At 69.2% G+C, this 22,464-nt stretch carries 26 protein-coding genes; 14 read left to right on the forward strand and 12 right to left on the reverse strand.

Features of this window, described 5'->3' with window-relative positions; genetic code table 11:
- Positions 1-7: 7 nt before the first annotated feature.
- On the reverse strand, positions 8-1,018 hold the full coding sequence (locus ON29_RS23690) for a 4-hydroxy-3-methylbut-2-enyl diphosphate reductase (protein WP_040869731.1): 1,011 nt from the start codon (positions 1,016-1,018) through the stop codon (positions 8-10).
- Positions 1,019-1,314: 296 nt separating this feature from the next.
- On the opposite strand from ON29_RS23690, the gene ON29_RS23695 reads away from it, so the two are divergent.
- Genes ON29_RS23695 through ON29_RS23710 form a run of 4 tightly spaced genes read left to right on the forward strand, consistent with a single transcriptional unit; the run spans position 1,315 to position 3,915 of the window.
- A complete protein-coding gene (locus ON29_RS23695; protein WP_040869579.1) occupies positions 1,315-1,977 on the forward strand; it encodes a lipid droplet-associated protein in 663 nt (220 codons plus the stop codon).
- Positions 1,974-3,296: an exodeoxyribonuclease VII large subunit gene (gene xseA, locus ON29_RS23700; protein WP_083864028.1), complete on the forward strand. Its 1,323-nt coding sequence runs from the start codon at positions 1,974-1,976 to the stop codon at positions 3,294-3,296. The genes ON29_RS23695 and xseA overlap by 4 nt, the downstream gene beginning before the upstream one ends.
- Before the next feature lie 2 nt (positions 3,297-3,298).
- Positions 3,299-3,574 (forward strand): exodeoxyribonuclease VII small subunit, encoded by a 276-nt coding sequence (locus ON29_RS23705; RefSeq protein WP_040869581.1) that lies wholly within the window; start codon positions 3,299-3,301, stop codon positions 3,572-3,574.
- A complete protein-coding gene (locus tag ON29_RS23710) occupies positions 3,571-3,915 on the forward strand; it encodes a VOC family protein (RefSeq protein ID WP_040869583.1) in 345 nt (114 codons plus the stop codon). The genes ON29_RS23705 and ON29_RS23710 overlap by 4 nt, the downstream gene beginning before the upstream one ends.
- 21 nt (positions 3,916-3,936) lie before the next feature.
- Here ON29_RS23710 and ON29_RS23715 read toward each other — a convergent pair whose 3' ends face one another.
- Positions 3,937-4,428, reverse strand: coding sequence for a GNAT family N-acetyltransferase (locus ON29_RS23715; RefSeq protein ID WP_040869585.1), 492 nt, complete (start codon positions 4,426-4,428; stop codon positions 3,937-3,939).
- A gap of 189 nt (positions 4,429-4,617) precedes the next feature.
- Positions 4,618-5,184: a DUF4245 domain-containing protein gene (locus tag ON29_RS23720; protein ID WP_040869587.1), complete on the reverse strand. Its 567-nt coding sequence runs from the start codon at positions 5,182-5,184 to the stop codon at positions 4,618-4,620.
- 130 nt (positions 5,185-5,314) lie between these two features.
- Here ON29_RS23720 and glpX point away from each other — a divergent pair, with 130 nt between their 5' ends.
- Both glpX and ON29_RS23730 read left to right on the forward strand, forming a co-directional pair.
- Positions 5,315-6,358 (forward strand): class II fructose-bisphosphatase, encoded by a 1,044-nt coding sequence (glpX, locus tag ON29_RS23725; RefSeq protein ID WP_040869588.1) that lies wholly within the window; start codon positions 5,315-5,317, stop codon positions 6,356-6,358.
- Positions 6,359-6,773: 415 nt separating this feature from the next.
- Positions 6,774-8,177, forward strand: coding sequence for a class II fumarate hydratase (locus ON29_RS23730; RefSeq protein WP_040869589.1), 1,404 nt, complete (start codon positions 6,774-6,776; stop codon positions 8,175-8,177).
- 157 nt (positions 8,178-8,334) lie between these two features.
- Here ON29_RS23730 and ON29_RS23735 read toward each other — a convergent pair whose 3' ends face one another.
- From ON29_RS23735 to ON29_RS23750, 4 genes are all read right to left on the reverse strand, one after another.
- Positions 8,335-9,192: an acyl-ACP desaturase gene (locus ON29_RS23735; RefSeq protein ID WP_040869591.1), complete on the reverse strand. Its 858-nt coding sequence runs from the start codon at positions 9,190-9,192 to the stop codon at positions 8,335-8,337.
- Positions 9,193-9,290: 98 nt separating this feature from the next.
- Positions 9,291-9,887, reverse strand: coding sequence for an LGFP repeat-containing protein (locus ON29_RS23740; RefSeq protein WP_040869734.1), 597 nt, complete (start codon positions 9,885-9,887; stop codon positions 9,291-9,293).
- Positions 9,888-10,076: 189 nt separating this feature from the next.
- Complete coding sequence (gene phoH2, locus ON29_RS23745) at positions 10,077-11,462, reverse strand: RNA 5'-3' helicase PhoH2 (RefSeq protein WP_040869593.1); 1,386 nt, start codon at positions 11,460-11,462, stop codon at positions 10,077-10,079.
- A 266-nt stretch (positions 11,463-11,728) separates the two neighbouring features.
- Positions 11,729-12,097 (reverse strand): DUF488 domain-containing protein, encoded by a 369-nt coding sequence (locus ON29_RS23750; RefSeq protein ID WP_040869595.1) that lies wholly within the window; start codon positions 12,095-12,097, stop codon positions 11,729-11,731.
- Positions 12,098-12,183: 86 nt separating this feature from the next.
- Here ON29_RS23750 and ON29_RS23755 point away from each other — a divergent pair, with 86 nt between their 5' ends.
- Entirely contained in the window at positions 12,184-12,456 is a 273-nt protein-coding gene (locus ON29_RS23755; protein WP_039800723.1) for a hypothetical protein, read from the forward strand.
- A 7-nt stretch (positions 12,457-12,463) separates the two neighbouring features.
- On the opposite strand, the gene ON29_RS23760 is transcribed toward ON29_RS23755, so the two are convergent.
- Positions 12,464-12,886, reverse strand: a complete 423-nt coding sequence (locus ON29_RS23760; RefSeq protein WP_040869735.1) for a limonene-1,2-epoxide hydrolase family protein — start codon at positions 12,884-12,886, stop codon at positions 12,464-12,466.
- 23 nt (positions 12,887-12,909) lie between these two features.
- The gene (locus ON29_RS23765; protein ID WP_040869598.1) at positions 12,910-13,626 is read right to left on the reverse strand and encodes a TetR/AcrR family transcriptional regulator; all 717 of its coding nucleotides are present in this window, start codon (positions 13,624-13,626) and stop codon (positions 12,910-12,912) included.
- Positions 13,627-13,737: 111 nt separating this feature from the next.
- On the opposite strand from ON29_RS23765, the gene ON29_RS23770 reads away from it, so the two are divergent.
- The 5 genes from ON29_RS23770 (at position 13,738) to ON29_RS33995 (ending at position 18,065) form a co-directional block, all read left to right on the forward strand.
- Positions 13,738-14,934 (forward strand): FAD-dependent monooxygenase, encoded by a 1,197-nt coding sequence (locus ON29_RS23770; RefSeq protein WP_040869600.1) that lies wholly within the window; start codon positions 13,738-13,740, stop codon positions 14,932-14,934.
- Positions 14,935-15,133: 199 nt separating this feature from the next.
- Positions 15,134-15,520 carry a hypothetical protein gene (locus tag ON29_RS23775; protein ID WP_157172876.1) on the forward strand — a complete coding sequence of 129 codons (387 nt, stop codon included), beginning with the start codon at positions 15,134-15,136 and terminating at the stop codon, positions 15,518-15,520.
- 53 nt (positions 15,521-15,573) lie between these two features.
- Entirely contained in the window at positions 15,574-16,113 is a 540-nt protein-coding gene (locus ON29_RS23780) for a DUF3558 domain-containing protein (protein ID WP_245549083.1), read from the forward strand.
- 18 nt (positions 16,114-16,131) lie between these two features.
- Positions 16,132-17,328 carry a hypothetical protein gene (locus tag ON29_RS23785; RefSeq protein ID WP_040869602.1) on the forward strand — a complete coding sequence of 399 codons (1,197 nt, stop codon included), beginning with the start codon at positions 16,132-16,134 and terminating at the stop codon, positions 17,326-17,328.
- Positions 17,325-18,065, forward strand: coding sequence for an ESX secretion-associated protein EspG (locus ON29_RS33995; RefSeq protein ID WP_051175526.1), 741 nt, complete (start codon positions 17,325-17,327; stop codon positions 18,063-18,065). The genes ON29_RS23785 and ON29_RS33995 overlap by 4 nt, the downstream gene beginning before the upstream one ends.
- A 111-nt stretch (positions 18,066-18,176) precedes the next feature.
- Here the strand turns inward: ON29_RS33995 and glyA are convergent, their stop codons facing one another.
- Entirely contained in the window at positions 18,177-19,472 is a 1,296-nt protein-coding gene (gene glyA / locus ON29_RS23795; RefSeq protein ID WP_040869603.1) for a serine hydroxymethyltransferase, read from the reverse strand.
- A 114-nt stretch (positions 19,473-19,586) separates the two neighbouring features.
- On the reverse strand, positions 19,587-20,165 hold the full coding sequence (locus tag ON29_RS23800) for a TetR/AcrR family transcriptional regulator (protein ID WP_051175527.1): 579 nt from the start codon (positions 20,163-20,165) through the stop codon (positions 19,587-19,589).
- 94 nt (positions 20,166-20,259) lie between these two features.
- On the opposite strand from ON29_RS23800, the gene ON29_RS23805 reads away from it, so the two are divergent.
- Both ON29_RS23805 and ON29_RS23810 read left to right on the forward strand, forming a co-directional pair.
- Positions 20,260-20,718: a PaaI family thioesterase gene (locus ON29_RS23805; RefSeq protein ID WP_373283909.1), complete on the forward strand. Its 459-nt coding sequence runs from the start codon at positions 20,260-20,262 to the stop codon at positions 20,716-20,718.
- A gap of 16 nt (positions 20,719-20,734) precedes the next feature.
- On the forward strand, positions 20,735-21,184 hold the full coding sequence (locus ON29_RS23810) for a nitroreductase family deazaflavin-dependent oxidoreductase (protein WP_040869608.1): 450 nt from the start codon (positions 20,735-20,737) through the stop codon (positions 21,182-21,184).
- Positions 21,185-21,197: 13 nt separating this feature from the next.
- On the opposite strand, the gene ON29_RS23815 is transcribed toward ON29_RS23810, so the two are convergent.
- Positions 21,198-22,397 carry a hypothetical protein gene (locus tag ON29_RS23815; RefSeq protein WP_040869610.1) on the reverse strand — a complete coding sequence of 400 codons (1,200 nt, stop codon included), beginning with the start codon at positions 22,395-22,397 and terminating at the stop codon, positions 21,198-21,200.
- Positions 22,398-22,464 lie beyond the last annotated feature (67 nt).

Below are 22,464 nucleotides of genomic sequence, written 5' to 3' on the forward strand. Positions count from 1 at the left end.
ACCGGCGTCAGCGACGGGCGTCGCGCAGTTCGCGGGGCAGGGAGAAGACGAGGGTCTCGTTGGCCGTGGTGACCGGCTGGACCTCGCCGTAGCCGTGCTCGGCCAGCATGTCCAGCACGCCGCGGACCAGGATCTCGGGCACCGATGCCCCCGAGGTGATGCCGATCGTGCGAACGCCGTCGAGCCAGGCCGGGTCGACCTCACGAGCGAAGTCCACCAGGTACGCGGCCTTGGCGCCCGCACCGAGCGCCACCTCCACCAGGCGCACCGAGTTCGACGAATTGCGCGAGCCGACCACGATCACCAAGTCGCATTCCGGCGCCATCGCCTTCACCGCGACCTGGCGGTTCTGCGTGGCGTAGCAGATATCGTCGCTCGGCGGGTCCTGCAGCGCGGGGAAGCGCTCGCGCAGCCGCTGCACCGTCTCCATCGTCTCGTCCACGCTCAACGTGGTCTGCGAGAGCCAGATCACCTTCGACTCGTCGCGCACGTTGACGTTGTCCACCGCGCCGGGCCCGTCGACCAGCTGGACGTGCTCGGGCGCCTCACCCGCGGTGCCCTCGACCTCCTCGTGGCCCTCGTGACCGATCAGCAGGATGTCGTAGTCGTCGCGGGCGAAGCGCTTCGCCTCCTGGTGCACCTTGGTGACCAGCGGACAGGTGGCGTCGATGGTGTGCAGACTGCGCGCGGCGGCCGAAGCGTGCACCGCGGGCGACACGCCGTGCGCGGAGAACACCACGACCGCGCCCTCGGGGACCTGGTCGGTCTCGTCGACGAAGATCACGCCGCGGTCGCGCAGCGTCTCCACCACGTGGCGGTTGTGCACGATCTCCTTACGCACGTAGATCGGCGCGCCGTGCTTGTCCAGCGCCTTCTCGACGGTTTCGACCGCGCGGTCCACGCCGGCGCAGTACCCGCGTGGTTCCGCGAGCAGCACGCGTTTTCCGCCGTCGGCAAGGGCGTTTCCGACGCCTGCCGAGCGCGCGATTCCGACGTTCAAGGGAATGGCCGAAGACATGCCCACAGGATACGTGCGGACCGCGACCACGCCACGTCCGGGAGTTGCCCGTCACATCCGCGCCGGAGCCGGTGCGTACGGGCCGCGAACTGGGGCGGAGAGCCCGCCGCGGCCGAGTTGCCGACCCGCCGCGCCGAATGTCTCGGACACTCCCGCCGGGACCTGCGTTTATTCTCCGCATTATGAGCACAGCGCCGCGCAATTCCCGCCGATCGGCCGGACGCCGCAACCGGCGAATATCGGAACCGGGCGCGCCCCTCCTTTGCATAACACACCATTTCGGGCAGGCTAGGACCATGTTTCGACCACCCTTTCTGGCCCGCGTCGCCGCCGGCGCAGCCGTATACGCCCTCGAGGAATCCCGCCGGCTACCCACGGCGGCAATGAATTTCCCGATCACGGCCATCAGTCAGGTACTGCAGACGACGATGCACGTCCAGCAGTTCGTCACCAGCCTGGCCCTGAAGGGCGACACGGTGTTCGACCGGCTGTCCAACCACCCGGTCGAGCAGCCGGAGTGGGCCACCTTCGACGAGGACCTCACCGACGACCCGAGCCCCACCGCGCATCGCGGCAGTCGATTCGATCTCTTCACCGCCGACGATCCCGAACCGTTCCGCGCGAGCGAGTCCTTCTCCGCCGACGACACCCGCGCCGAAGCGACCAACGGCCATGTCGCCTCGGTGACGCGGATCGCCGAGGAGCCGACGGGAGAACCGGAGCCGGGCGACTCGGAAACCGATCCCGAGCCCGCCGCGGAAGCGCCCGAGATCGCCGAACCGGAGGTCGCCGTCCGCTACGACTACGTCAACATGACCCTGGCCCAGCTGCGCGCCCGGCTGCGCCTGCTGACGATCGAAGACCTCACCGCGCTGCTGGAGTACGAGCAGCGCACCCGCGCCAGGGCGCCGTTCGTGACCATGCTCACGAACCGGATCGCCACTGTGCAGGCCCAGTGACCGAACCCCGGACTCCTTCGTCGCCGACGGCAAGCCGGGAGACCTCCGGCGGGCCCGCCGCCGCACCGGCCAACTCCGCCGAACACCCCTGGCCGGTGCGTTCGGTTTCCATGAAGGTCGCCCAGTGGATCGACCGGCTCGGCAGCATCTGGGTGGAGGGCCAGATCACCCAGATGAACCTCCGGCCGGGCACCCGCACCGCGTTCCTGGTGCTGCGGGACCCGTCCGCCGACATGTCGCTGTCGGTGACCTGCGATCCGGACCTCATTCGCAATTCCCCCATCCCCCTGCAAGAGGGCAGCCGGGTGGTCGTCTACGGCAAGCTCTCGTTCTTCACCGGGCGCGGCACGATCTCGTTGCGCGTCGCGGAGATTCGGCCGGTCGGCATCGGCGAGCTGCTGGCCCGCATCGAACGGCTGAAGGCGCTGCTGGCCGCCGAGGGCCTGTTCGATCCCCGGCTCAAGCGCCCGATCCCGTTCCTGCCCGGGACGATCGGCCTCATCACCGGCCGCGCGAGCGCCGCGGAGCGCGACGTGCTGAGCGTCGCCCGCAACCGTTGGCCCGCGGTACGTTTCGAAATCCGCAACACAGCCGTGCAAGGACCCACCGCGGTCGCGCAGATGCTCACGGCGCTGGCCGAACTGGACCGGCATCCCGCCGTCGAGGTGATCGTGCTGGCGCGCGGCGGCGGCAGCGTGGAAGACCTGCTGCCGTTCTCCGACGAGGCGCTGTGCCGCGCCATCGTGGCCGCCACCACGCCGATCGTGAGCGCGATCGGCCACGAGCCGGACAACCCGCTCAGCGATCTGGTCGCCGATCTGCGCGCGGCCACCCCGACCGATGCCGCCAAGCGGATCGTCCCCGACGCCGCCGCCGAACTGGCCTGCATCCGCGAGCTGCGCGAGCGCACCGCCGCCGCGCTACGCGGCTGGGTGGACCGGGAGACCAGGGCGCTCGCCCAACTGCGGTCGCGGCCCGTGCTGGCCGACCCGCTGCGCGAAATCGATCGCCGTCAGGAAGAGGTCGAACGCCTCCGCACGGCCGCGCACCGCTCGGCCGAACAGCTGATCCGCACCGAATCCACGGCCACCCGGCACCTGCGCGAGAAACTCACCGCTGTCGGCCCGGCCGCGACGCTGGCCCGTGGCTACGCTGTCGTACAGCGCGTCACCGGCCGGGAACGGGAGGTGGTGCGCTCGATCGAGGACGCGCCCGCGGGCAGCCAGTTGCGCATCCGGGTGGCCGACGGGGCCGTCACGGCCGCCGCGCTCGGCGCCCAGGCGCTCGGCGCGAAGCACACCGACACAGGGAGGAACTGACCTTGGCCGAGTCCGGCAAGTCCACGGGCAAGAACGGGACGGGAGCCGATCCGGCCGACGACGCGGCCGAGATCGCCGGTTTCGGTTACGAACGCGCCCGGGACGAACTCGTCAACGTCGTGAAGATCCTCGAACAGGGCGGCCTCGACCTGGACGAATCCCTGGCCCTGTGGGAACGCGGCGAGGCGCTGGCCACCCGCTGCGAAGAGCACCTGGCGGGCGCGCGCAAGCGCGTCGAGGACGCGCTGCACCGCACCGACCTGGAGCGGCAGGAATGACCATCCGCCGCGCCACGCCCGACATCCGCACCACCGACCTGGCCGCCAGCCGGGATTTCTACCGGCTGCTCGGCTTCCAGGAGGCGATGGACCTGGGCTGGGTGGTGACCATGGCCTCACCGTCCAACCCGACCGCCCAGGTCCTGCTGGTAGGTCCCGACGCCGAGCGGCTCCAGCCCGACATGAGCGTGGAGGTCGACGACGTCGACGCCGTACACGCCGAGGTGCTCGCCGCGGGCGCCGACATCGTCTACCCCCTGCGCGACGAGCCGTGGGGCGTGCGCCGCTTCTTCGTCCGCGACCCGAGCGGGACCATCGTCAACGTGGTGAGCCACCGCTGACGACGGTCCCGTGCACCGCGCTTACCCGGCCGCTACCCGGAACCGGGCGACGCCGTCAGCGCTGCTCACCTGCTCGAACCCGGCTTTCTCCAGCACACGCACCGACGGCGGATTGGACAACTCCACGTCGGCGCGCACCACGCGGACGCCCGGCGCGGTGAACGCGTGCGCGGTCAGCGCGGCGGTGGCCTCGGTCGCGTAACCACGACCGCGCCGCGAGCCGACGATGCCGTACCCGATCTCCAGCTCACCGTCGGCGGGCGGCCAGAACAGCCCGATCGATCCGACGACGAGCCCACTCGATCGTTCGACGATCAGCCGGTGCCCGAAGGATCCGAGCCAGTCCGCATGCTCGGCGAGCAGGCCGGCGATGACGCGATCACCCTCGGCCGGGAAATCCGCCGCCCACGCGGCCCGACGCTGGTCGTCGAGCACGGCGGCCGCCGCATCTGCGGTCCACAACCGCAGGATCAGGCGTTCGGTGAGCAGATCGGAGGAAAGGAAAACAGACACGTGACACTCCTGGTCATCGAGAAGAGACCGGTTCGCGTCTGCGAAAGAATCAGGGGCGCGCGAACCGGCGAAGGGCATGCGGAATACAGCTGGGGGCAGCCATATTCATCGACCTCCGAGATCCGGTTCGGCACGTGTCTCGCACCACGGCGAACTTAACGGGCGCGCACGGCGGAAGGCAAGCGTGTTTCAGGGCTTCAGTGGTTGCGCCGCGGCGATCGCCTGGGCGAGCGTGGTGAACGCCGCCTGGTTGCCCGCGCCGGTGATCAGCACGCGGGACTGGCCGAGGTCGGTGATCCACGCGGTCTCCGAGCCCTGCTCGGCGTAGACGATCCACTTCTGCGCGCCGACCTGCTCGGTACCGCTGGCGTACCGGGACCCGAGCACGAACCGGGCCAGCGCCTCCTCGGTGGCGTTGCTCTGGCTGAAACGCATGTAGGTGCCCTGCGGCGTGATGTAGCCGACCGTGCTGACCGGTCCGCCGCCATTGCCGCCGATCGACTCGCGGCTGCCGGAATTCGGCGTCCATTCCGCGGGCAGGTCCGGGTTGCGGATCGGGAACGGCAGGGATCGAGCGTCGGCGGTGAGCGCCGCCCGCGCGTCGAAGTGCGGGATCTGCCCCTGCGTCGGACCGTTCGCCGCGAAACTGCACTGGCTGGCCAGGCCCGCGAAAACCAGCGCGATCAACACCAACGGGATCAGCGACCAGAACAGATCCCGGTAGTCGTTCAGGATGCGTGGCTTTTGGTACGACACGCTCCCAGTATCCACTCGGACGGCGACGCCGCCTCGCGCACCCCGACGCCGCCGAGCAGGGGTGTACGCCCGTGCCACATCGAATGAGACAATTGACCGGTACGTACCGACGCACAGGAGGCACCCCGCAATGACGGCAACTTCTCCCACACCTAGCCGCCGCGAGGCGCCCGACCGCAACCTCGCACTCGAGCTGGTCCGCGTGACCGAAGCCGGGGCGATGGCCGCGGGCCGGTGGGTCGGACGCGGCGACAAGGAGGGGGGCGACGGCGCCGCCGTCGACGCCATGCGGCAGCTGGTCAGCTCGGTGTCCATGCGCGGCATCGTCGTCATCGGCGAGGGCGAGAAGGACGAGGCGCCCATGCTGTACAACGGCGAGGCCGTCGGCGACGGCACCGGCCCCGACGTGGACTTCGCGGTGGATCCGATCGACGGCACCACGCTGATGTCCAAGGGCGTGCCCGGCGCGATCTCGGTGCTCGCGGTGGCCGAGCGCGGCGCCATGTTCGATCCGTCCGCCGTGTTCTACATGCACAAGATCGCCGTCGGGCCCGACGCGGCCGATGTGATCGATATCTCGGCCCCGATCGGCGAGAACATCAGCCGGGTCGCCAGGGCCAAGAACTCCTCGAAGTCCGACCTCACCGTCTGCATCCTGGACCGTCCCCGGCACGCCGAGCTGATCCAGCAGGTGCGTGACGCGGGCGCCCGCATCCGCCTGATCTCCGACGGCGACGTCGCGGGCGCGATCGCGGCCGCCCGCCCGGAATCCGGCACCGACATCCTGGTCGGCATCGGCGGCACGCCCGAGGGCATCATCGCCGCCGCCGCGATCCGCTGTATGGGCGGTGAATTGCAGGGCATGCTCGCGCCGAAGGACGACGAGGAGCGGCAGAAAGCCATCGACGCGGGCCACGACCTCGACCGTGTGCTCACCACCGAGGACCTCGTCTCCGGTGAGAACGTCTTCTTCTGCGCCACCGGCGTCACCGACGGCGACCTGCTGCGCGGCGTGCGCTACTACGGCGGCGGCGCCTCCACCCAGTCGATCGTCATGCGCTCGAAGTCCGGCACGGTCCGCATGATCGACGCCTACCACCGCCTGACCAAGCTGCGCGAATACTCCTCGGTCGATTTCATCGGCGACGAGCACGCGGTCCCGCCGCTGCCGTGATATTCGGCCGCGACTTCGTCGCGGCGTGTTCGCGGCCCCTTTGAGGCTCGCGTTTGCGTGACCACCGCTGGCGACTTCGTCGCGGACGCGGTGGCCACGCAAACGCGAGCCGGGCCGCGAACGGAACATGCTCGGTCTCGCTTCGCTCGAAACCGGGAGTTGAGGTCAGTGGTCCTGCGCGGCGCGGAGGCCGCGGCACCCTGGGCACGCGAACAGCACTAGGTCGAGCAGCCGCCGACGGCCACCACCTCGCGGACATCGCGGCTGCTCGCCGTTGCTTCCCCTCGCTGCCTGACACAGGCTTGGCGCTCCGCGGGTGATCAGTCGTATTCCCCGCGGCGGGTCGGGCGAGGTGTGCGAATGACCTCAGGCGTGGCTGCCCCATGGGCAGCGGCCGCGGCATAGGGTCGGGATCATGAGCGAGGAGACGCAGTACCGCATCGAGCACGACACCATGGGCGAGGTCCGGGTTCCGGTGGACGCTTTGTGGCGGGCGCAGACCCAGCGGGCCGTGGAGAACTTCCCGATCAGCGGACGCGGCTTGGAGCGGGCGCAGATTCGCGCGCTCGGCCTGCTGAAGGCCGCGTGTGCCGCGGTGAACCGTGACCTTGGTCTGCTCGATCCCGCGAAGGCCGATGCGATCATCGCCGCGGCGAACGAGATCGCCGAGGGCAGGCACGACGACCAGTTCCCGATCGACGTCTTCCAAACCGGCTCCGGTACCAGCTCGAACATGAACGCCAACGAGGTGATCGCCTCGCTGGCCAAGGCCAACGGCGTGACCGTCCACCCGAACGACGACGTGAACATGTCCCAGTCGTCCAACGACACCTTCCCCACCGCAACGCATCTCGCCGCCACCGAAGCGGTCATCACCGACCTGGTTCCCGCGCTGGAGCATCTGCGGCTGGCGCTGCTGGACAAGTCGGCGGAGTGGCGCACCGTGGTGAAGTCCGGTCGCACGCACCTGATGGACGCCGTACCGGTGACCCTCGGCCAGGAGTTCGGCGGCTACACCCGCCAGGTCGCGGCGGGCATCGACCGCATCATGGCGACGCTGCCGCGGCTCGGCGAACTGCCGATCGGCGGAACGGCGGTCGGCACCGGACTGAACGCGCCGGAGGGCTTCGGCGCGAAGGTCGTCGCGGAACTCGTACGCACCACCGGCATCGACGCGTTGCGCGAGGCCGAGGACCATTTCGAGGCGCAGGCCGCGCGCGACGCGCTGGTCGAGGCATCCGGCGCGCTCCGCACGATCGCGGTGAGCCTGACCAAGATCGCCAACGACATCCGCTGGATGGGTTCGGGCCCGCTCACCGGACTGGCCGAACTCCAACTGCCGGATCTGCAACCGGGCAGCTCGATCATGCCCGGCAAGGTCAACCCGGTGCTCCCCGAGGCGGTGACCCAGGTCGGCGCGCAGGTGATCGGCAACGATGCCGCGGTCGCCTTCGCCGGCGCGAACGGCGCGTTCGAACTGAACGTGTACATCCCGGTGATGGCGCGCAACTTGCTGGAGTCGATTCGCCTGCTGGCCAACGTCGCCCGCCTGTTCGCGGACAAGTGCGTGCGCGGCCTGGTCGCCAATGTCGAGCACCTGCGCATGCTCGCGGAGTCCTCCCCCTCGATCGTCACGCCGCTGAACTCCGCGATCGGCTACGAGGAGGCGGCCGCGGTCGCGAAGGAAGCGCTGCGCGAGAAGAAGACCATTCGCCAGACCGTCATCGATCGCGGCTTGCTGGACGAGAAGCTGACCGAGGAGGAACTCGACCGCCGCCTCGACGTGCTGGCCATGGCGAAGGTGAAAGAACAGGACTGACAGAACCGGCCCGGTCGCCGCGCCGGCGCGGACACGAACGCCACCTCGGAAACCGGGGGTTTGCCGAGGTGGCGTTCGACTGAAACGTTTCGAACTCTGACCAGGCGACCCGACCGCGAGACGCGGAAGGAAGCGCCCGTGATCCGACGACGACGGGTCAGTCGCGCAGGCGCGAGAGTTCCTCGCGCGCCAGCTCGCCGTCCGGGCCCAAGTCGGTGCGGGTGAAGATATTCCACCGCCGCAGCAACGGCGCGAAGACCAGCTCGTCCTCCTTGGCGCGGTCGTAGACACCCGCCTCGGCGAGCACCTCGTCGCTGCTGCGGCCGTTCGGCAGCGCCACCGTGGGGACCTCGAAACCGGCGACCCGGTCGGCGATGGCCCGCACGGTCTGGTCGGGCGCCAGATCCAGGGCGGCGGCGACCAGGTCGGCGAAGAACACCGATTGCAGTTCGTCGTCCAGCGCGATGCGCTCGGCGATGGCGGTGACCAGGGGGTTCTCGCCGAGCGCCGCGGTGTTGCGATGCCGGACCGCGCTGGCGGCCTCCTCGAACGCGCAGTTCGCCAGCACGTCGAGCAAGTGCATCGCCGGGCGGCGGAAGCCCTTGGTCATGTGATCCATGCGCAACCGCTCCAGTTCGACCGGGTCGACGGCCCTGGTCACCATGAGGTAGTTGCGGATGGTGATCTCGTGGCGGTTCTCCTCGGCCGTCCAGCGGCCGACCCAGCGCCACCACGCGCCGGTGCGCAGGTACTTGCCGATCTCCCGGTGGTAGGAGGGCAGGTTGTCGGCGATGAGCACCGAGACGGTCAGCGCCAGCTTGGCGGTTTCGCTGAGCTCGGACTGCTCCGGCGCCCAGTCGGTACCGCCGAGGAAGGCGAAGTTGCGGCCGTCGTCCCACGGGACGAGGTCGTGTGGCTGCCACCCGTCGGCGACATCGATGTGCTTACGCAGCAGCAGTTCTACGTCCACCGCGAGCGATTCGAGCAATTCGCGATCGGTCAGGAGAGTTTGCACCGAGATAACCTAGCGGCTTGGCCCGCGTGGCGGGGGCGGATGGATGGATTGGCGGGCAACCGGGACCGCACCGCGATCCCGGACGCCGAATACCCAGGTTACGACTTCGGCGTGACCGTGATAGTACCGTCCACCCAGGTGATGGTGCCGCCGGTGAAATCGCTCTGCTTGCCGCCGGGAATGTCCTTCTCGTCGCTGACCGGGTAACCGAGCTTGCCCTGCGCGCCGCCGTTGTCTTCCCACGCCTTGCGGATCTCGCCCCAGACGATGTGCGGTTCGCCGTCCTTGGCCTCGTAGATCGTGCCGCCCACGAAGTCCTGGTACTCCCCGTCCTCGGGGGCCTTCTCCTCGGCTTCCAGCGGGAGGCCCAGCGTGCCGGTGGGGCCGCCGAGCTGCGCGTACTTCTTGTAGATGTCGCCTTCGACGCTGATCTCACCGCCGGGTGTGGGGATCTTGGTTCCCTCGGCCGCGGCCGTGCCCGTGGTGGTCGTCGCGCCCTCTTGCGCGCGTGTGGTGGTGGCCCCGGCGCTGGTGCCGGGACTCAGAGCGGAGGTGACCATTCCGGTCATGCTGGCCATACCGGTCTTGGCGCTGTCGCCTTTGTCGTTGTCATCATCGCCGCAACCGGCCAAGACCAGCCCTGCCGCGGCGAGCACTGCGGTGAATCCAGCCGTTCGTCGAGCGAAGTGGTGCATGTCCATCCTCTCGCTGTGGGCTACCGGCACACCACGGACTCCGTGACGACGCCGCGCATAGCCTCGGCCGATTGTCAGGCGATGACCCGGTGACCGACAGCCGGTCACCGGGTCATACCGAACAGCTATCGCGGCGGATGATACCCACCGGATATGCCGTGAAACACAGCGCGAGAGGGCCCTGCGGGATCAGGCGTTCGGGCCGTACTCCTCCAGCATCTCGGTGACCAGCGCCGCGATCGGCGAGCGCTCGCTACGGGTCAGCGTGATGTGCGCGAAAAGCGGGTGACCTTTCAGCTTCTCGACCACCGCCGCGACACCGTCGTGCCTGCCGACCCGCAGGTTGTCGCGCTGGGCCACGTCGTGGGTGAGCACCACCCGCGAGCCGGTTCCCAGGCGGCTGAGCACCGTGAGCAGCACGTTCCGCTCCAGTGACTGGGCCTCGTCCACGATCACGAAGGAGTCGTGCAGCGACCGCCCGCGAATGTGGGTCAGCGGCAACACCTCCAGCATGTCCCGGCTGAGCACCTCCTCCATCACCTCGCGGCTGGCCAGCCCGTCGAGCGTGTCGAAGACCGCTTGGGCCCAGGGGCCCATCTTCTCGCTCTCGGTGCCGGGCAGATAGCCCAGCTCCTGGCCGCCCACCGCGTAGAGCGGACGGAAGACGACCACCTTGCGCTGCGTCCGCCGTTCCAGCACCGCCTCCAGGCCCGCGGTCAACGCCAGCGCCGACTTGCCGGTACCCGCTCGGCCACCCAGCGAGACGATGCCGACGCTCTCGTCCAGCAGCAGGTCGAGCGCGATGCGCTGCTCGGCCGAACGGCCGTGCAACCCGAACGCCTCGCGTTCGCGCACCAGCTGCACCCGCTTGTCCGGCGTGACCCGGCCCAGCGCACTGGAGCTGACGCCGAGCAACCGAACGCCGGTGTGGCAGGGCAGCTCTCGCGCTTCGTCCAGATCGATCACCGATTCGGCGTAGAGCTGATCGATGCGCGCGGTGCTGACATCGAGTTCCACCATGCCGGACCAGCCGGAGGTCACCACGTCCTGGGCGTGGTACTCGTCGGCGTGCAAGCCCACCGCACTGGCCTTCACCCGCAGCGGGATGTCCTTGGACACCAACACCACTTCGCGGCCCTCGGCCGCGAGGTTGAGCGCACAGGCCAGGATCCGGGAGTCGTTGGTGTCGGTGCGGAAGCCGACCGGAAGGACCGCGGGATCGGTGTGGTTCAGTTCCACCTGCAACGTGCCGCCCTCGGTGCCGATCGGCACCTGCTGATCGAGCCTGCCGTACTGCAGGCGCAGATCGTCCAGATTGCGCAGGGCTTCTCGCGCGAACCAGCCCAGTTCGTGATGGTGCCTTTTGGCTTCGAGTTCACTGATGACCACCAGGGGTAATACCACGTCGTGTTCGCCGAACCGCGTGAAGGACCAAGGATCCGACAGCAGGACGGACGTGTCGACGACGAAGGTTGTGCCGGCTGATTGCGAGGGGCGGGCCCCCTTCGCGGCGGCTCCGCCTTTCGCGGAGCTGGAGTTCGCCGAGGGAGCGGAAACGGAGCGTGCAGCAGTCACGGTGGGCTCCTCTGTGTTCGCGCGGCAGTCGCACGAACGATCTCGCTGGACCGGTCCGTCCTGATGGACCCGACGTTGCCGTCAGGTGCCACGAGGGCCGGGTCCCGGCCCCCTCGTACTGAGTAGCTCAGTCACGGTCAGGACCTCCCGTACGAGCCACACCGCCGCGGCCCGCACACCCGACGCTACCTCCGATTACCATGTCCGCGCTCGGGGACCGGGAGGCGTGTCCGTGAACTTGTCGTAAACCGGCACGTCGCGGCTATTCACCGCAGCATGTCCAGCAGCACCGGAACATGGCTGTGCGCCGGATCCTGTACGGCTGTGAGCAATGTGACCGGACCTTCGGCGGCCAGGTCCCGCAAATCCCGCAAATCTTGCTGAACTTCCGGCGCGGCGAGTTCGGCACGGTAGCGGTGGGCGAATTCCGCGCCTCGCGCGTCCCGGTCGGCGTGGAACCAGCGCCGCAACTCGGTGGAGGGGGTGAGGTCCTTGGGCCAGCGATCGACCCGCGCTTGCGCTTTGGTGATACCCCTCGGCCAGAGCCGATCGACCAGCACCCGGGCGCCGTCGTCCGGGTCGGGGCTGTCGTAGACGCGCTTGACGCGGAAACCGGGCTGCGGTTGCGGGGTCATAGCAGTGATCGCAGCACGGGGTCCGAGCGGCTACGGGATTCGCCACGCCGTCGCTGTCGGCCGATTCGACGGATAGAGTCGCTGGTATGTCCGGTAACGAGGATTTGGAGAAGCTGTCGTCGAAGGAGCTGCACGACCGCGCGATGAAGCTCGCCGTGCGACGCGGTGATGTGAAGTTCCTGTGGCGGTTGCTCACGTCGATCCCGGCGGCGGAAGCCGCCGCGGGCAATGTCGGCGAGAGCGAGGCGGACATCAAGTACGTGCTGCCCATGCTCGACGACTACGTCCACGCGGGTGACGGCGCGGTCGCCGAGGTGTTGCGGCCGGTCTACCTGGACTACTTGGCCCAGCACTCCTGAAGCCGGGTCAGCCGCGGGTGAGCGCGGCCCGCCAGAGGCCGGCGGCGGTGCCGCGCAGGAAGTTCCCCCAGCTGAAGTGGTCGTGCCACAGGATGATTCGGCCGTCCCGCAGTTCGAACGTGCCGGTGACCCAGAAACCGACCCGCACCGGCCCGAAGCGCAGGTAGTCGGTGCGGTCGGTGAGCACGACGTCGCCATCGGCCGCGATGTGGTGCAGGTCCACCCCGAAGCCGATCGAGTCGCGGCTCAGGCCGCGCAGCACGCCGCCGACCCGGCGGATGCCGCGCAGGTCGGGCAGCGAGGTGTTCTTCCAGACGATGTCCAGGTGCAGCAGGTCGATCGCCTCCTCGGAGGCGCCCATCTCCAGCGCGGCGAAGAACTCCCGCACGGTGGTGATCGAGTCCTGTCTCAGGTCGGGTTCGTCGGTCATGGTCCGAGCGTAGGCCGCGCCGGTCATCCGCGGCGCGCGATGAGCACGGCCAGTCCGTCCAGAATGCGCGCGATGCCGAATCTCAGCGCACCCGCCCCTCCCGCGACCGCGCCTTCCTCGGCGAACGCGGCGGCCGCGGCCGGGTATCGTTCGGCCGCGGCCGCCACCATCTCGGCGAACTGCCCCGCGATCTGTTTCTCGAACTCCGCGGCGTCCGCCATCCGCACCTGCTGCGCCAGGCTGCGGGCGTGCCCGGTCAGCAGAACGATGGTGTCCAGACGTTCGGCGGTGGTGAGCCCGGTCCCGGCGAGCGCGCCAAGCGCGGCTTCCATCCAGGCCAGCTCGTTCGGGCCGATCGGCCGCATGCCCGCCAACGCCTCCAGCGACCAGGGGTGAGCGCGGAAGCGTTCATAGATCGTCTCGCACCACACGGCCAGCAGATCCCGCCAAGCTTCCTGCGACGTCTCCGCGCCCGCGCTCATCTCCGGCGGCGCGCCCAGCGCCGTGTCCAGCATCAGCGCGACGAGCTCGGCCTTGCCGGGCACGTAGCGGTACAGCGACATCTTCGTGAAGCCGAGCCGCTCGGCCAGCCGCTGCATGGACAGGTGCGCCAGTCCTTCGGCATCGGCCAGCTCGATGGCCTCCGTGACGATCCGCTCCAAGGACAGCGCTGGTTTGGGGCCCCGCTTGGGGCGCTGACCGGTGCCCCAGAGCAATTCGAGTGCGGTCGGTGTCGGCATGCCCGAAATCCTTCCGGAGAACGTCTTGACGTGAAACTGTGTCCACCATACTCTTATTCGAGTCCTACGGATACAGTTTCCGATGGACGCAGATTTCGACAGGAGTTCATCATGCGCAACACCACCGTTCTCATCTCCGGCGCCAGCGTCGCCGGACCCGCGCTGGCCTACTGGCTGCACCGCTACGGGTTCGCGGTCACCGTCGTGGAGCGCGCTCCCGCGCTGCGCCCAGGGGGCCAGGCGATCGACTTCAAGGGCCGTACCCACCGCACGGTGCTGGAGCGGATGGGCGTGCTGGAGGACATCGAGCAACGCAGGACGGGCACCACCGACACCGTGTTCGTGGACGAGCAGGGCACCCGGCTGGCCCTGATGTCGGGCGAATTCACCGGCGGCGACGTCGAGATCCTGCGCGGCGACCTGGCCGAGATCTTCTACCGGCGCACGGCAGACCGGTGCGAATACCTCTTCGGCGATTCGATCACCGCCCTCACCGAGAACGCGGACGGCGTCTACGTCGAGTTCGAGCACGCGGACGCCCGCACCTTCGACCTCGTCTTCGGCGCCGACGGCATCCACTCGCGGGTCCGCAGGCTGGCCTTCGGCCCGGAGCGCGACTTCGTGAAATACCTGGGTTACTACTACGCCGTCGCGGGCGCCAGCCCATGGAGCGGCAAGACCACCGGACCACGCGAGCGGGTGACCGCGCACGCCCACAACGCTCCCGGACGACTCGCGATCAGCGGCGGCCCGAAGGCACAGCAGATGTACATGTTCGCCTCCCCCGAACTCGACTACGGCCGGGACGACAGCGCGGCCCAGCGCCGCATCCTCGCCGAGACCTACGCCGAGGTGGGCTGGGAAGTACCGCGGATGCTCACCGAGCTGGCCGGATTCGACGACTTCTACATGGACACGATCAGCCAGGTGCGCATGCCGGACGGATACACCAAGGGCCGTGTCGCGCTGGTCGGCGACTCCGGATACGGAAACACGCTCGGAGGCTTCGGCACCGGGCTCGCCGTCGTCGGCGCGTACGTCATCGCGGGCGAGTTGGCATCGGCCGGCGGTGATCACACCGTGGCGTTCGCCCGCTACGACGAGATCATGAAGCGCTACGCGAAGATCGCGGGCAACAGCAACGCCGGTCGTTTCCTGGCGCCCAAGACCGCGCGCGGCATCAGGATGCGCAACTGGTTCCTCGGTTCCCGGCTGTTCGCGCTGATGACGAAATACAGCGACAACGCAGCCAACGACATCGATCTGAAGGACTACCCCGCACTGGTCGGCGCGGCGAACGCGCGCTGAGCATTCGTCAGCGGCCTTGACAACGATCGGATCGGCCGCGCCCATCGGGATTCGGCACAACCGCCCAGTTCGGAACCGTCGCGCCGCCTACGGCGAGCGGCACGACGGGGCGCACCGAGAAGTCGGCTGTGTTTCGATGGAACCGGAGTGCGGCGGGACGCGTCTATAAGGTCAGACGGCACTGACGGAAGGGGCGGCGATGGCGGACAGCCCGTTTCCCGGGTACATCGAAGCTGCGAAAACCGGGGCGCTGCGGGTACGGATGGACCCGCAAGGGTTCGTGGAGATCGACCAGGCGTGCCAGGAGCTGATCGACCAGCTCACCGGCGCTCGTGCGGATGCTCGTGAACTCGGCGAGCAGACGCAGTGGGGATTGGGCGAGGACAACCCGCGTCTGTCGTCGGCGGCAGAACTGGTCCGGCTGTTCCGGGAGAAAGGGTTCGGCGGCCCGAACAACGCCTACGACACTCTGAACGAGTACCTCGCAGTCGCGGAGGAAATCCGGGCCATGTTCAAGGCGATCAGCGACGCCTATCAACGCACCGACAGTGAGTTCGCAGCGAAGATGCGGGAACTCCGCGTATGACCGGCCGTGGATACATACATCGTTGGCCCAGGGCGAGTTTCGTCGCCGCCTCCGTGCTGACTGTTCTGCTCACCGGTTGCAACGGCGAGACCACGTCGTCGGAGCCGCCGACATCGATGACGGGGGCGAATGTTCCGGGCACCGCGGCAAGCTCGAGCGTCGAGGCGGCCCCGCGTACAGCGTTCGATCCCTGCACCGCCCTGACGCCGCAGTTCTTGGCCGAGCATCAGTGGGACGCACTGCCGCCCGCACCGAAGCAGAACAGCACCGGCGGCATCAGCTGGAAAGGCTGCCGGTATGTGGCGCGAGCCGGGTACAGCTTCACGATCCAGACAACCAACGGGACGCTCGACCAGGTGAAGGAGAAGTTTCCTTCGGCCGCAGCAATTCCCGTCGGAAGCCGGAACGCGTTGCGGTACGAAGCTCGACCGGATGTCCCCGGCGGCTGCACGATCAACATCGAGATACACGACGGCTCCCTGTACATCCTCGTCGATGACCCGAGCGGCAAGCATCCACGCAACCTGTCACCGTGTGACAACGCCACCGATATCGCCCGAGCAATCGCACCACTGCTGCCCGCGGGCAGCTGAACACCGGGGGAAGCGATCATGAGACAGACCGACGGCCGCGCGATCACCAATCCGGAGAACGCGCACAGTTTCTCGCACGCGGAGATCAAGCAGGCCGCCGACGCGATGAATCCGGCCGGGCTCGAAGGGGCGTTCGCGGCGTGGTCGGCCATCGCGGCGGCGGTCACGAACGCGGGCCAGCAGTTCGAGAACGCGATCAAGAACGCGGTGGAACAGAACTGGGAGGGCGCGGCGGCCGACAGCGCGGTGCGCGGCGTGCGGGACTACGCGGCGCGGGTGGGCGAACTCGGCGAGGCCCTCGGCGCGCAGAGCCTGCCACTGTCGGCGGCAGCGGACGCGGCGGCCAAATTCAAGGCGTCGGTGCCGGAATTGGTGGACGCCTCGGCAGGCGCGACGAATGCCGAACAGCGCAACTCGCGTGAGGAACAGGCCCGCGACGAGATGAACACCCAGTACATCCAGCCGTACGGGGCTACCGCTCCGGCCATTCCCACACTGCCGCCACCGGTGGGTCCCGCCGCCACGACGTCGACGGGGATCGAGACGGGCACCGGTACGGCTGTGAACTCCGACGTGGGCGCACAGCCGGTGGACGCCGACCGCCCCACCGACACCTCTTCCTCCAGTGCCGAGCCTTCGTCCGAAGGCACCACCTCGCCCGCTGACGTCGAGGAGGAAGGCACCTCGGACGAGCCCGCGCAGCAGGCGGCGGAGGATACCTCGGAAACGACCACGCCACAGGCCGTCGCACAAGGCCAGGACACGGCGACCACCACGCCGGTATCCACTACGAGCGCACAGACGACGACAACCTCGGGCACGCCGTTCGTGTCCACGACGACGCCGCCTACCAGCGCACCCGCCGCCGTCGTCCCCACAGCGTTCGACGGCAGACCGAACGGCACACCGGCCCGGCCTGGCACGCCCGGTGCGACCGGAACTCCCGCCGTCGCGGACAACGAGGCGCGGTCGGGCACTTCACGTCCTGCCCAACCCACTACCCCCGGGGCGGCGAATCCGCAGACCACCACGGCGGGACGCCCGGCAGCGCCCGGCGGCGCGGGGTACTCGGGTATGGCCCCACCGGGGCTGCGCGGCAGACGCACGGACGACGACGAGCACAAGTCGCCGAAGTACCTGCGCACCGAGGAACACGCGAAGGAGTTGCTCGGCGAAGTGCAGCCGACCGTGCCGCCCGCGCTGGGCGAGAAATGACGGCGCAGTGGTCGCTGTCGGCCGAGCAGTTCGCCGCGGCCTGGTTCGGCACGGGGCTGGATCGCATGCCGTTCCCGTTCCGGTTCACCAGCCGGTTCCCCGGCCTGCACGAGTACCGGGAGTATCAACGGCAGTTCCGCGACGAGCTGGGCCGCGACGAGCGTCTGCCCCTGCGCAGCGCGATCACCACGCTCGCCGGTCCCGACTGGCGCATCGAACTGTTCGGTTACGACAACACGCACGAGGGCGTCGAACTGCGCGCCGTCGCCGCTGGGACACGCACCGGATCCGGTGTGCTCGCCGTGCAGACGCCGGGGCCGGACGGCGGCCGAGTCCGGTTGCGCCGCTACCGAACCGATCAGCTCGCCACCGAATTGGTGCGCCTGCTGCCGGACACCCCGGCCGGAACGGTCGGCGAGAAGAGTTTCCTGCTCGACGACCTCAACGACGATCGCCCCGATGTGTTCGGAAACGCGCCGGCCAGTCAGGCCAAGGAACGCTACCGGCGTTTCTGGCGGCAATCGTGCACCACTCGCGGGACCGCGGTCGTGCTACTCGGCCCGCGCAACGCCGAACCGCTGCGCACCGGCCGCCTCCGCTGGATCGACACGCCCGATGGCCGCTACTGCGAGGTGCCCGCCAATCGCGCTCTGATGATCCGCCCCGGCACCAGCGCCGACATCACCCGATACCTGGACGAGTCGATCGTGCGGGCCAAGGCGCGCCTGGACCGGTGATCCCGCTCGCCCCAGCGGCGACGAGTGGCACATGCTCGCGGCATTTCCCGGGAAGGGACCTCCGGGCTGCGCCACTCGCGGTTCACCTCGCGCCGCTGCGCGGAACCCGCGTCAGCCCAGCAGGCGCCAGTCCTCGAGGCCGTCGTACAGCGGAACGTCCTGCGCCAGCTTGCTCACCCGGGCGCGCAGTGCGTCCAGGTCGGCGTTGCCGGCCAGCGCGCTCGCGATGATGTCGGCGACCTCGGTGAACTCGGTGTCGCCGAAGCCGCGGGTGGCCAGGGCGGCGGTGCCGATCCGCAGGCCGGAGGTGACCATCGGGGGCCGCGGGTCGAAGGGAACGGCGTTGCGGTTCACGGTGATACCGATCTCGTGCAACAGGTCCTCGCCCTGCTGGCCGTCGAGTTCGGAGTTGCGCAGGTCGACCAGCACCAGGTGCACGTCGGTGCCGCCGGTGAGCACGCTGACGCCCTTGTCCTTGACGTCGGCGGCGGTGAGCCGCTCGGCCAGGATCTTCGCGCCCGACAGGGTGCGCTCCTGACGATTCTTGAACTCCTCGCCCGCAGCGATCTTGAAGGCGACGGCCTTGGCGGCGATGGCGTGCATGAGCGGACCGCCCTGCTGGCCCGGGAACACCGCGCTGTTCAGCTTTTTCGCGTACTCCTGCTTGGCCAGGATGAGGCCGGAGCGCGGACCGCCGAGCGTCTTGTGCACGGTGGAGGACACCACGTCTGCGTAGGGCACCGGCGAGGGGTGCAGACCGGCGGCGACCAGGCCTGCGAAGTGCGCCATGTCCACCCAGAGGTACGCGCCGACCTCGTCGGCGATCGAGCGGAACGCCGCGAAGTCCTGATGACGCGGGTAGGCCGACCAGCCCGCCACGATCACCTTCGGCCGCGCCTGCAGAGCGATCTCGCGCACCTCGTCCATGTCGACGCGGTGGTCTTCCTTGCTCACCCCGTAGGAGTGCACCTCGTAGAGCTTGCCGGAGAAGTTCAGGCGCATGCCGTGGGTCAGGTGACCGCCGTGCGCGAGGTCGAGGCCGAGCAGCTTGTCGCCCGGGTCCATCAGCGACATCAGCACCGCGGCGTTGGCCTGCGCGCCGGAATGCGGCTGCACGTTGGCGAATTCGGCGCCGAACAGCTCCTTGGCGCGGTCGCGCGCCAGGGTCTCCACCACGTCGACGTGCTCGCAGCCGCCGTAGTAGCGCCGCCCCGGGTACCCCTCGGCGTACTTGTTGGTGAGCACGCTGCCCTGCGCCTGCAGCACCGCGCGCGGCACGAAGTTCTCCGAGGCGATCATCTCGAGCGTGTCGCGTTCGCGGGCGAGCTCGCCTGCCATCGCGGCAGCGAGCTCCGGATCGAGCTCACCGAGAGACTGGGAATTGACAGAGGCGGTCGTCTGCGTCACGACCTCAGTCTATGGGCCGCGGGCCCGGCCCTCGAGCAGGGGGTTCACCCCGCTGGCGCGTCGCGCGGTACGGCCGTGACGTGTGACACGCCCGCGCATGCCGCCACCCCGCGGTCAGCGGGAGTCGCCGTCCTCCGGGAGGTAGCTCTCCAACAGCACCGCGAGATGCCGCTGGGCGTCTTCCAGCGGGCGCGTGGACTTCATGGCCCGCGCCTGGATGATGGCTCCCTCCATCGCGCTGAACGCGAAACTGCTGAACGAGCGCGCGTCGGCGGCGGTCATGCCCGCCGAGACCAGCGCCGCGCCGAGCCGCTCGTGCCAGGCGGCGAATACCTCTCCGGCGGCCGCCTGCACCCGGGGCTCGGACTCTGCCAGCGCCGCCCCGACGACCGGGCACCCGGCGCGATAGCCGGTCTTCCGCAGCGCGGGCACCCACCAACCGAGCAGCGAATCGAACCAGCGGCGCGGCGGCGCGGCGGTGACCTTGTCGATCACCTCGCCGATCCGCGCGCCCGCCACCCGGGTGGCGGTTTCGACCAGCTCGCTCTTCCCCGCCGGGAAGTGCTGGTAGAGCGAGTTGCGCGAGGCGTTGCTGCGTTCCAGCAGGGTGGTCAGTCCCGCGGCGTGCACACCCTGCTCGCGGACCAGGTCGATGGCGCTTTCGATCAGCCTGGCGCGCGGCCCTGCGGTCATGCGAACTCCTTGCTCGAGGGTTGCGTGAACCGATCGGTCCATGTTGCAATCATCTCAGATGTGGACCGATCGGTTCATCGAAAGGATGGGATTGATGTCCGAAGCCACGGTCGACCCGGCGCGCCTGTCCGGTCTCGAACTCCTGCGCACCGCGATGAGCCGGACGGATCGCCCGCCGTTCATCGGCGATCTGCTCGGCATGGAGGTCGACGAACTCGAACACGGCAAGGTGGTCTTCGCGCTGCGCACCCGGCCCGACTTCGCCAACCCGCTCGGTACCACCCACGGCGGCATCTGCGCGACCCTGCTCGACTCGGTGATGGGCTGCGCGGTGCACACCACGCTGGAGCCCGGCGTCGGGTACACGACGCTGGAGCTGAAGATCAACTACATCCGGGCCGTGCCGACCGGCGGACAGCGCCTCACCGCCACCGGCACCACGATCCACGTCGGGCGCACCACCGCGACCGCCGAGGGACGGGTGGTCGACGAGCAGGGCCGCCTGGTCGCGCACGCCACCACCACCTGCGTCATCTTTCGCGCACAACAGTGACCCGAGGAGCACTGCCATGGCCACACGAACACCGAGCGCCGCGGTACGCAAATTCCGGCGCGAACGCCTGATCGGCCGTTATCTGGTCAACCCGGCCGTCGGCCTGCTCGACCGGCTCGGCGTCCGGTCGCCGCTGATCGCCGAACTGGAAACCGTCGGCGCGCGATCGGGTCGGCCGCGGCGGGTGCCGGTCACCGCGTCGATCGACGAGGCGGGCGCGTGGCTGATCTCGCAGCACGGTTACCGCTCCGGGTGGGCCCGCAACATCGCCGCCGACCCGCACGTGCGGCTGCGGCAGGGCAGCCACTGGCATACCGGCACGGCCGCCTTCGTACCGGAGGACGATGTGGTGGCCCGCTCGCGCACGTTCGCCAAGGGGCGGGTCAAGGCCGCGGTCGCCGAACGAACCATGAAAGCCCTGGAGAGCGACCCGATTTCCGTGCGTATCACGTTCGCGGGCGCCTGAACCCGCGATCGCATCACGCGGCCGCGCGCAACGCTCCCGGCGTGAGCGGCTCGTCGAGCAGCCTGCGGAAGCGGTCGGCCCGGTCCTCGGCGTCGGCCGCGCGATCGAGCCACCCGCCCAGCAGCCGGTACCCCTCGACGTAGGTGGAGATGTACGCCCGCCACAGCGGGGAGGACAGGAAGCGCAGCGACTGGCGCGCCCGCTCGGGCGTCGTCAGGTTCCATTTCTGCAGGAACTCCGCCACCTCGTCGTGCGACCGCCCCCGATCGTGCAGCAGCAGCGCGGCGTCCTGGCGCACGCTCAGCAGCTTGGCGGAGGCGTTCGAAAGGCGTTCGGCTCGTTCACCGTCGAAGCGCAGCCCCAGGTCCGCGTAGATCTCCTGCGCCCACTTGCCCCAGCCGGGTCCGACGATCGAGCGCAGCGCCAGATCCGCGAGCCCCTCGGCCATCAGGCACTGCGGCGTGTTGACCAGGAACAGCGTCTGCTCGGCCTGCCCGTTGGCGACCAGCCCGGCCTCCTTGCGGCAGTGCTCGGTGTGGTGCCCCGGGTAGGACTCGTGCGCGATCAGCTGCGGCAGGTGCGCCATGTGCTGCTTCAGGTCGGAATTGATCGCGACCCGGGAGTGGTAGTTGCCCAGGTAGTAGTTGAACCCGGACCACGGCTTGTCCCCGACTACCTCGTAGGTGACGTGCTCGTGGTCGGGCAGCGGATAGCGGGCGCGGACCAACTCGCGCAGCGCGCCGGAGAACGCCTCGACGCAGACCTGCAGGCGCTCGGGCGGGATCTCATCGGCCTTGCGGTGCGCGGCCACCCGTTCGGCCAGCGGACCGTCCCCCGCGAGCACCTCGTCCATCTGCCGGTGCGCGTCGCGGTAGTCGTCCACCTCGCCGGGCGCGATATCGACGTCGAAGTAGGCGCTGACCTCCTCGACGAACCCGATGTCGTCCCCGGCGAACTTCCGCCCGGAACACTCGAGCGCGCGCAGGTGCACGTCGAGGAATTCGGCGCGTTGCTGCGCCAGCCCGGCCTCCGGCACCGCGGCACGCAACTCGGCGGCGCGACGAGCCAGCTCACGCGGCTGCGGCGCGGGCGCGTTCTGCACCTCGCGGCGCAGGGCGGGGTCGCCGGTATAGGCGTCGACGAACCCTTCCTCCAGCCGGTCGAAGGCGAGGCCGAGCCGCAAGTATTCGGTCACGAGCGGATGCGCATCCATGCCAGCCGACATTAGCGGTTCACACCTGGGGCATCGAGTCGGTTACCAACGGGTAGTGGTACCCCGC

The sequence above is a fragment of the Nocardia exalbida NBRC 100660 genome, from assembly GCF_000308575.1.
In the GTDB taxonomy this organism is placed as follows: domain Bacteria; phylum Actinomycetota; class Actinomycetes; order Mycobacteriales; family Mycobacteriaceae; genus Nocardia; species Nocardia exalbida.

Coding starts and splice junctions, on each gene's coding strand:
- ON29_RS23710 (WP_040869583.1), top strand. CDS start 3,571: ATGACCATCCGCCGCGCCACGCCCGACATCCGCACCACCGACCTGGCC.
- ON29_RS23810 (WP_040869608.1), top strand. CDS start 20,735: ATGGCCACACGAACACCGAGCGCCGCGGTACGCAAATTCCGGCGCGAA.
- ON29_RS33995 (WP_051175526.1), top strand. CDS start 17,325: ATGACGGCGCAGTGGTCGCTGTCGGCCGAGCAGTTCGCCGCGGCCTGG.
- ON29_RS23760 (WP_040869735.1), bottom strand. CDS start 12,886: ATGACCGACGAACCCGACCTGAGACAGGACTCGATCACCACCGTGCGG.
- ON29_RS23730 (WP_040869589.1), top strand. CDS start 6,774: ATGAGCGAGGAGACGCAGTACCGCATCGAGCACGACACCATGGGCGAG.
- ON29_RS23690 (WP_040869731.1), bottom strand. CDS start 1,018: ATGTCTTCGGCCATTCCCTTGAACGTCGGAATCGCGCGCTCGGCAGGC.
- glpX (WP_040869588.1), top strand. CDS start 5,315: ATGACGGCAACTTCTCCCACACCTAGCCGCCGCGAGGCGCCCGACCGC.
- ON29_RS23785 (WP_040869602.1), top strand. CDS start 16,132: ATGAGACAGACCGACGGCCGCGCGATCACCAATCCGGAGAACGCGCAC.
- ON29_RS23740 (WP_040869734.1), bottom strand. CDS start 9,887: ATGCACCACTTCGCTCGACGAACGGCTGGATTCACCGCAGTGCTCGCC.
- ON29_RS23775 (WP_157172876.1), top strand. CDS start 15,134: ATGGCGGACAGCCCGTTTCCCGGGTACATCGAAGCTGCGAAAACCGGG.
- ON29_RS23755 (WP_039800723.1), top strand. CDS start 12,184: ATGTCCGGTAACGAGGATTTGGAGAAGCTGTCGTCGAAGGAGCTGCAC.
- ON29_RS23815 (WP_040869610.1), bottom strand. CDS start 22,397: ATGGATGCGCATCCGCTCGTGACCGAATACTTGCGGCTCGGCCTCGCC.
- ON29_RS23770 (WP_040869600.1), top strand. CDS start 13,738: ATGCGCAACACCACCGTTCTCATCTCCGGCGCCAGCGTCGCCGGACCC.
- ON29_RS23805 (WP_373283909.1), top strand. CDS start 20,260: ATGTCCGAAGCCACGGTCGACCCGGCGCGCCTGTCCGGTCTCGAACTC.
- ON29_RS23750 (WP_040869595.1), bottom strand. CDS start 12,097: ATGACCCCGCAACCGCAGCCCGGTTTCCGCGTCAAGCGCGTCTACGAC.
- ON29_RS23695 (WP_040869579.1), top strand. CDS start 1,315: ATGTTTCGACCACCCTTTCTGGCCCGCGTCGCCGCCGGCGCAGCCGTA.
- ON29_RS23765 (WP_040869598.1), bottom strand. CDS start 13,626: ATGCCGACACCGACCGCACTCGAATTGCTCTGGGGCACCGGTCAGCGC.
- ON29_RS23800 (WP_051175527.1), bottom strand. CDS start 20,165: ATGACCGCAGGGCCGCGCGCCAGGCTGATCGAAAGCGCCATCGACCTG.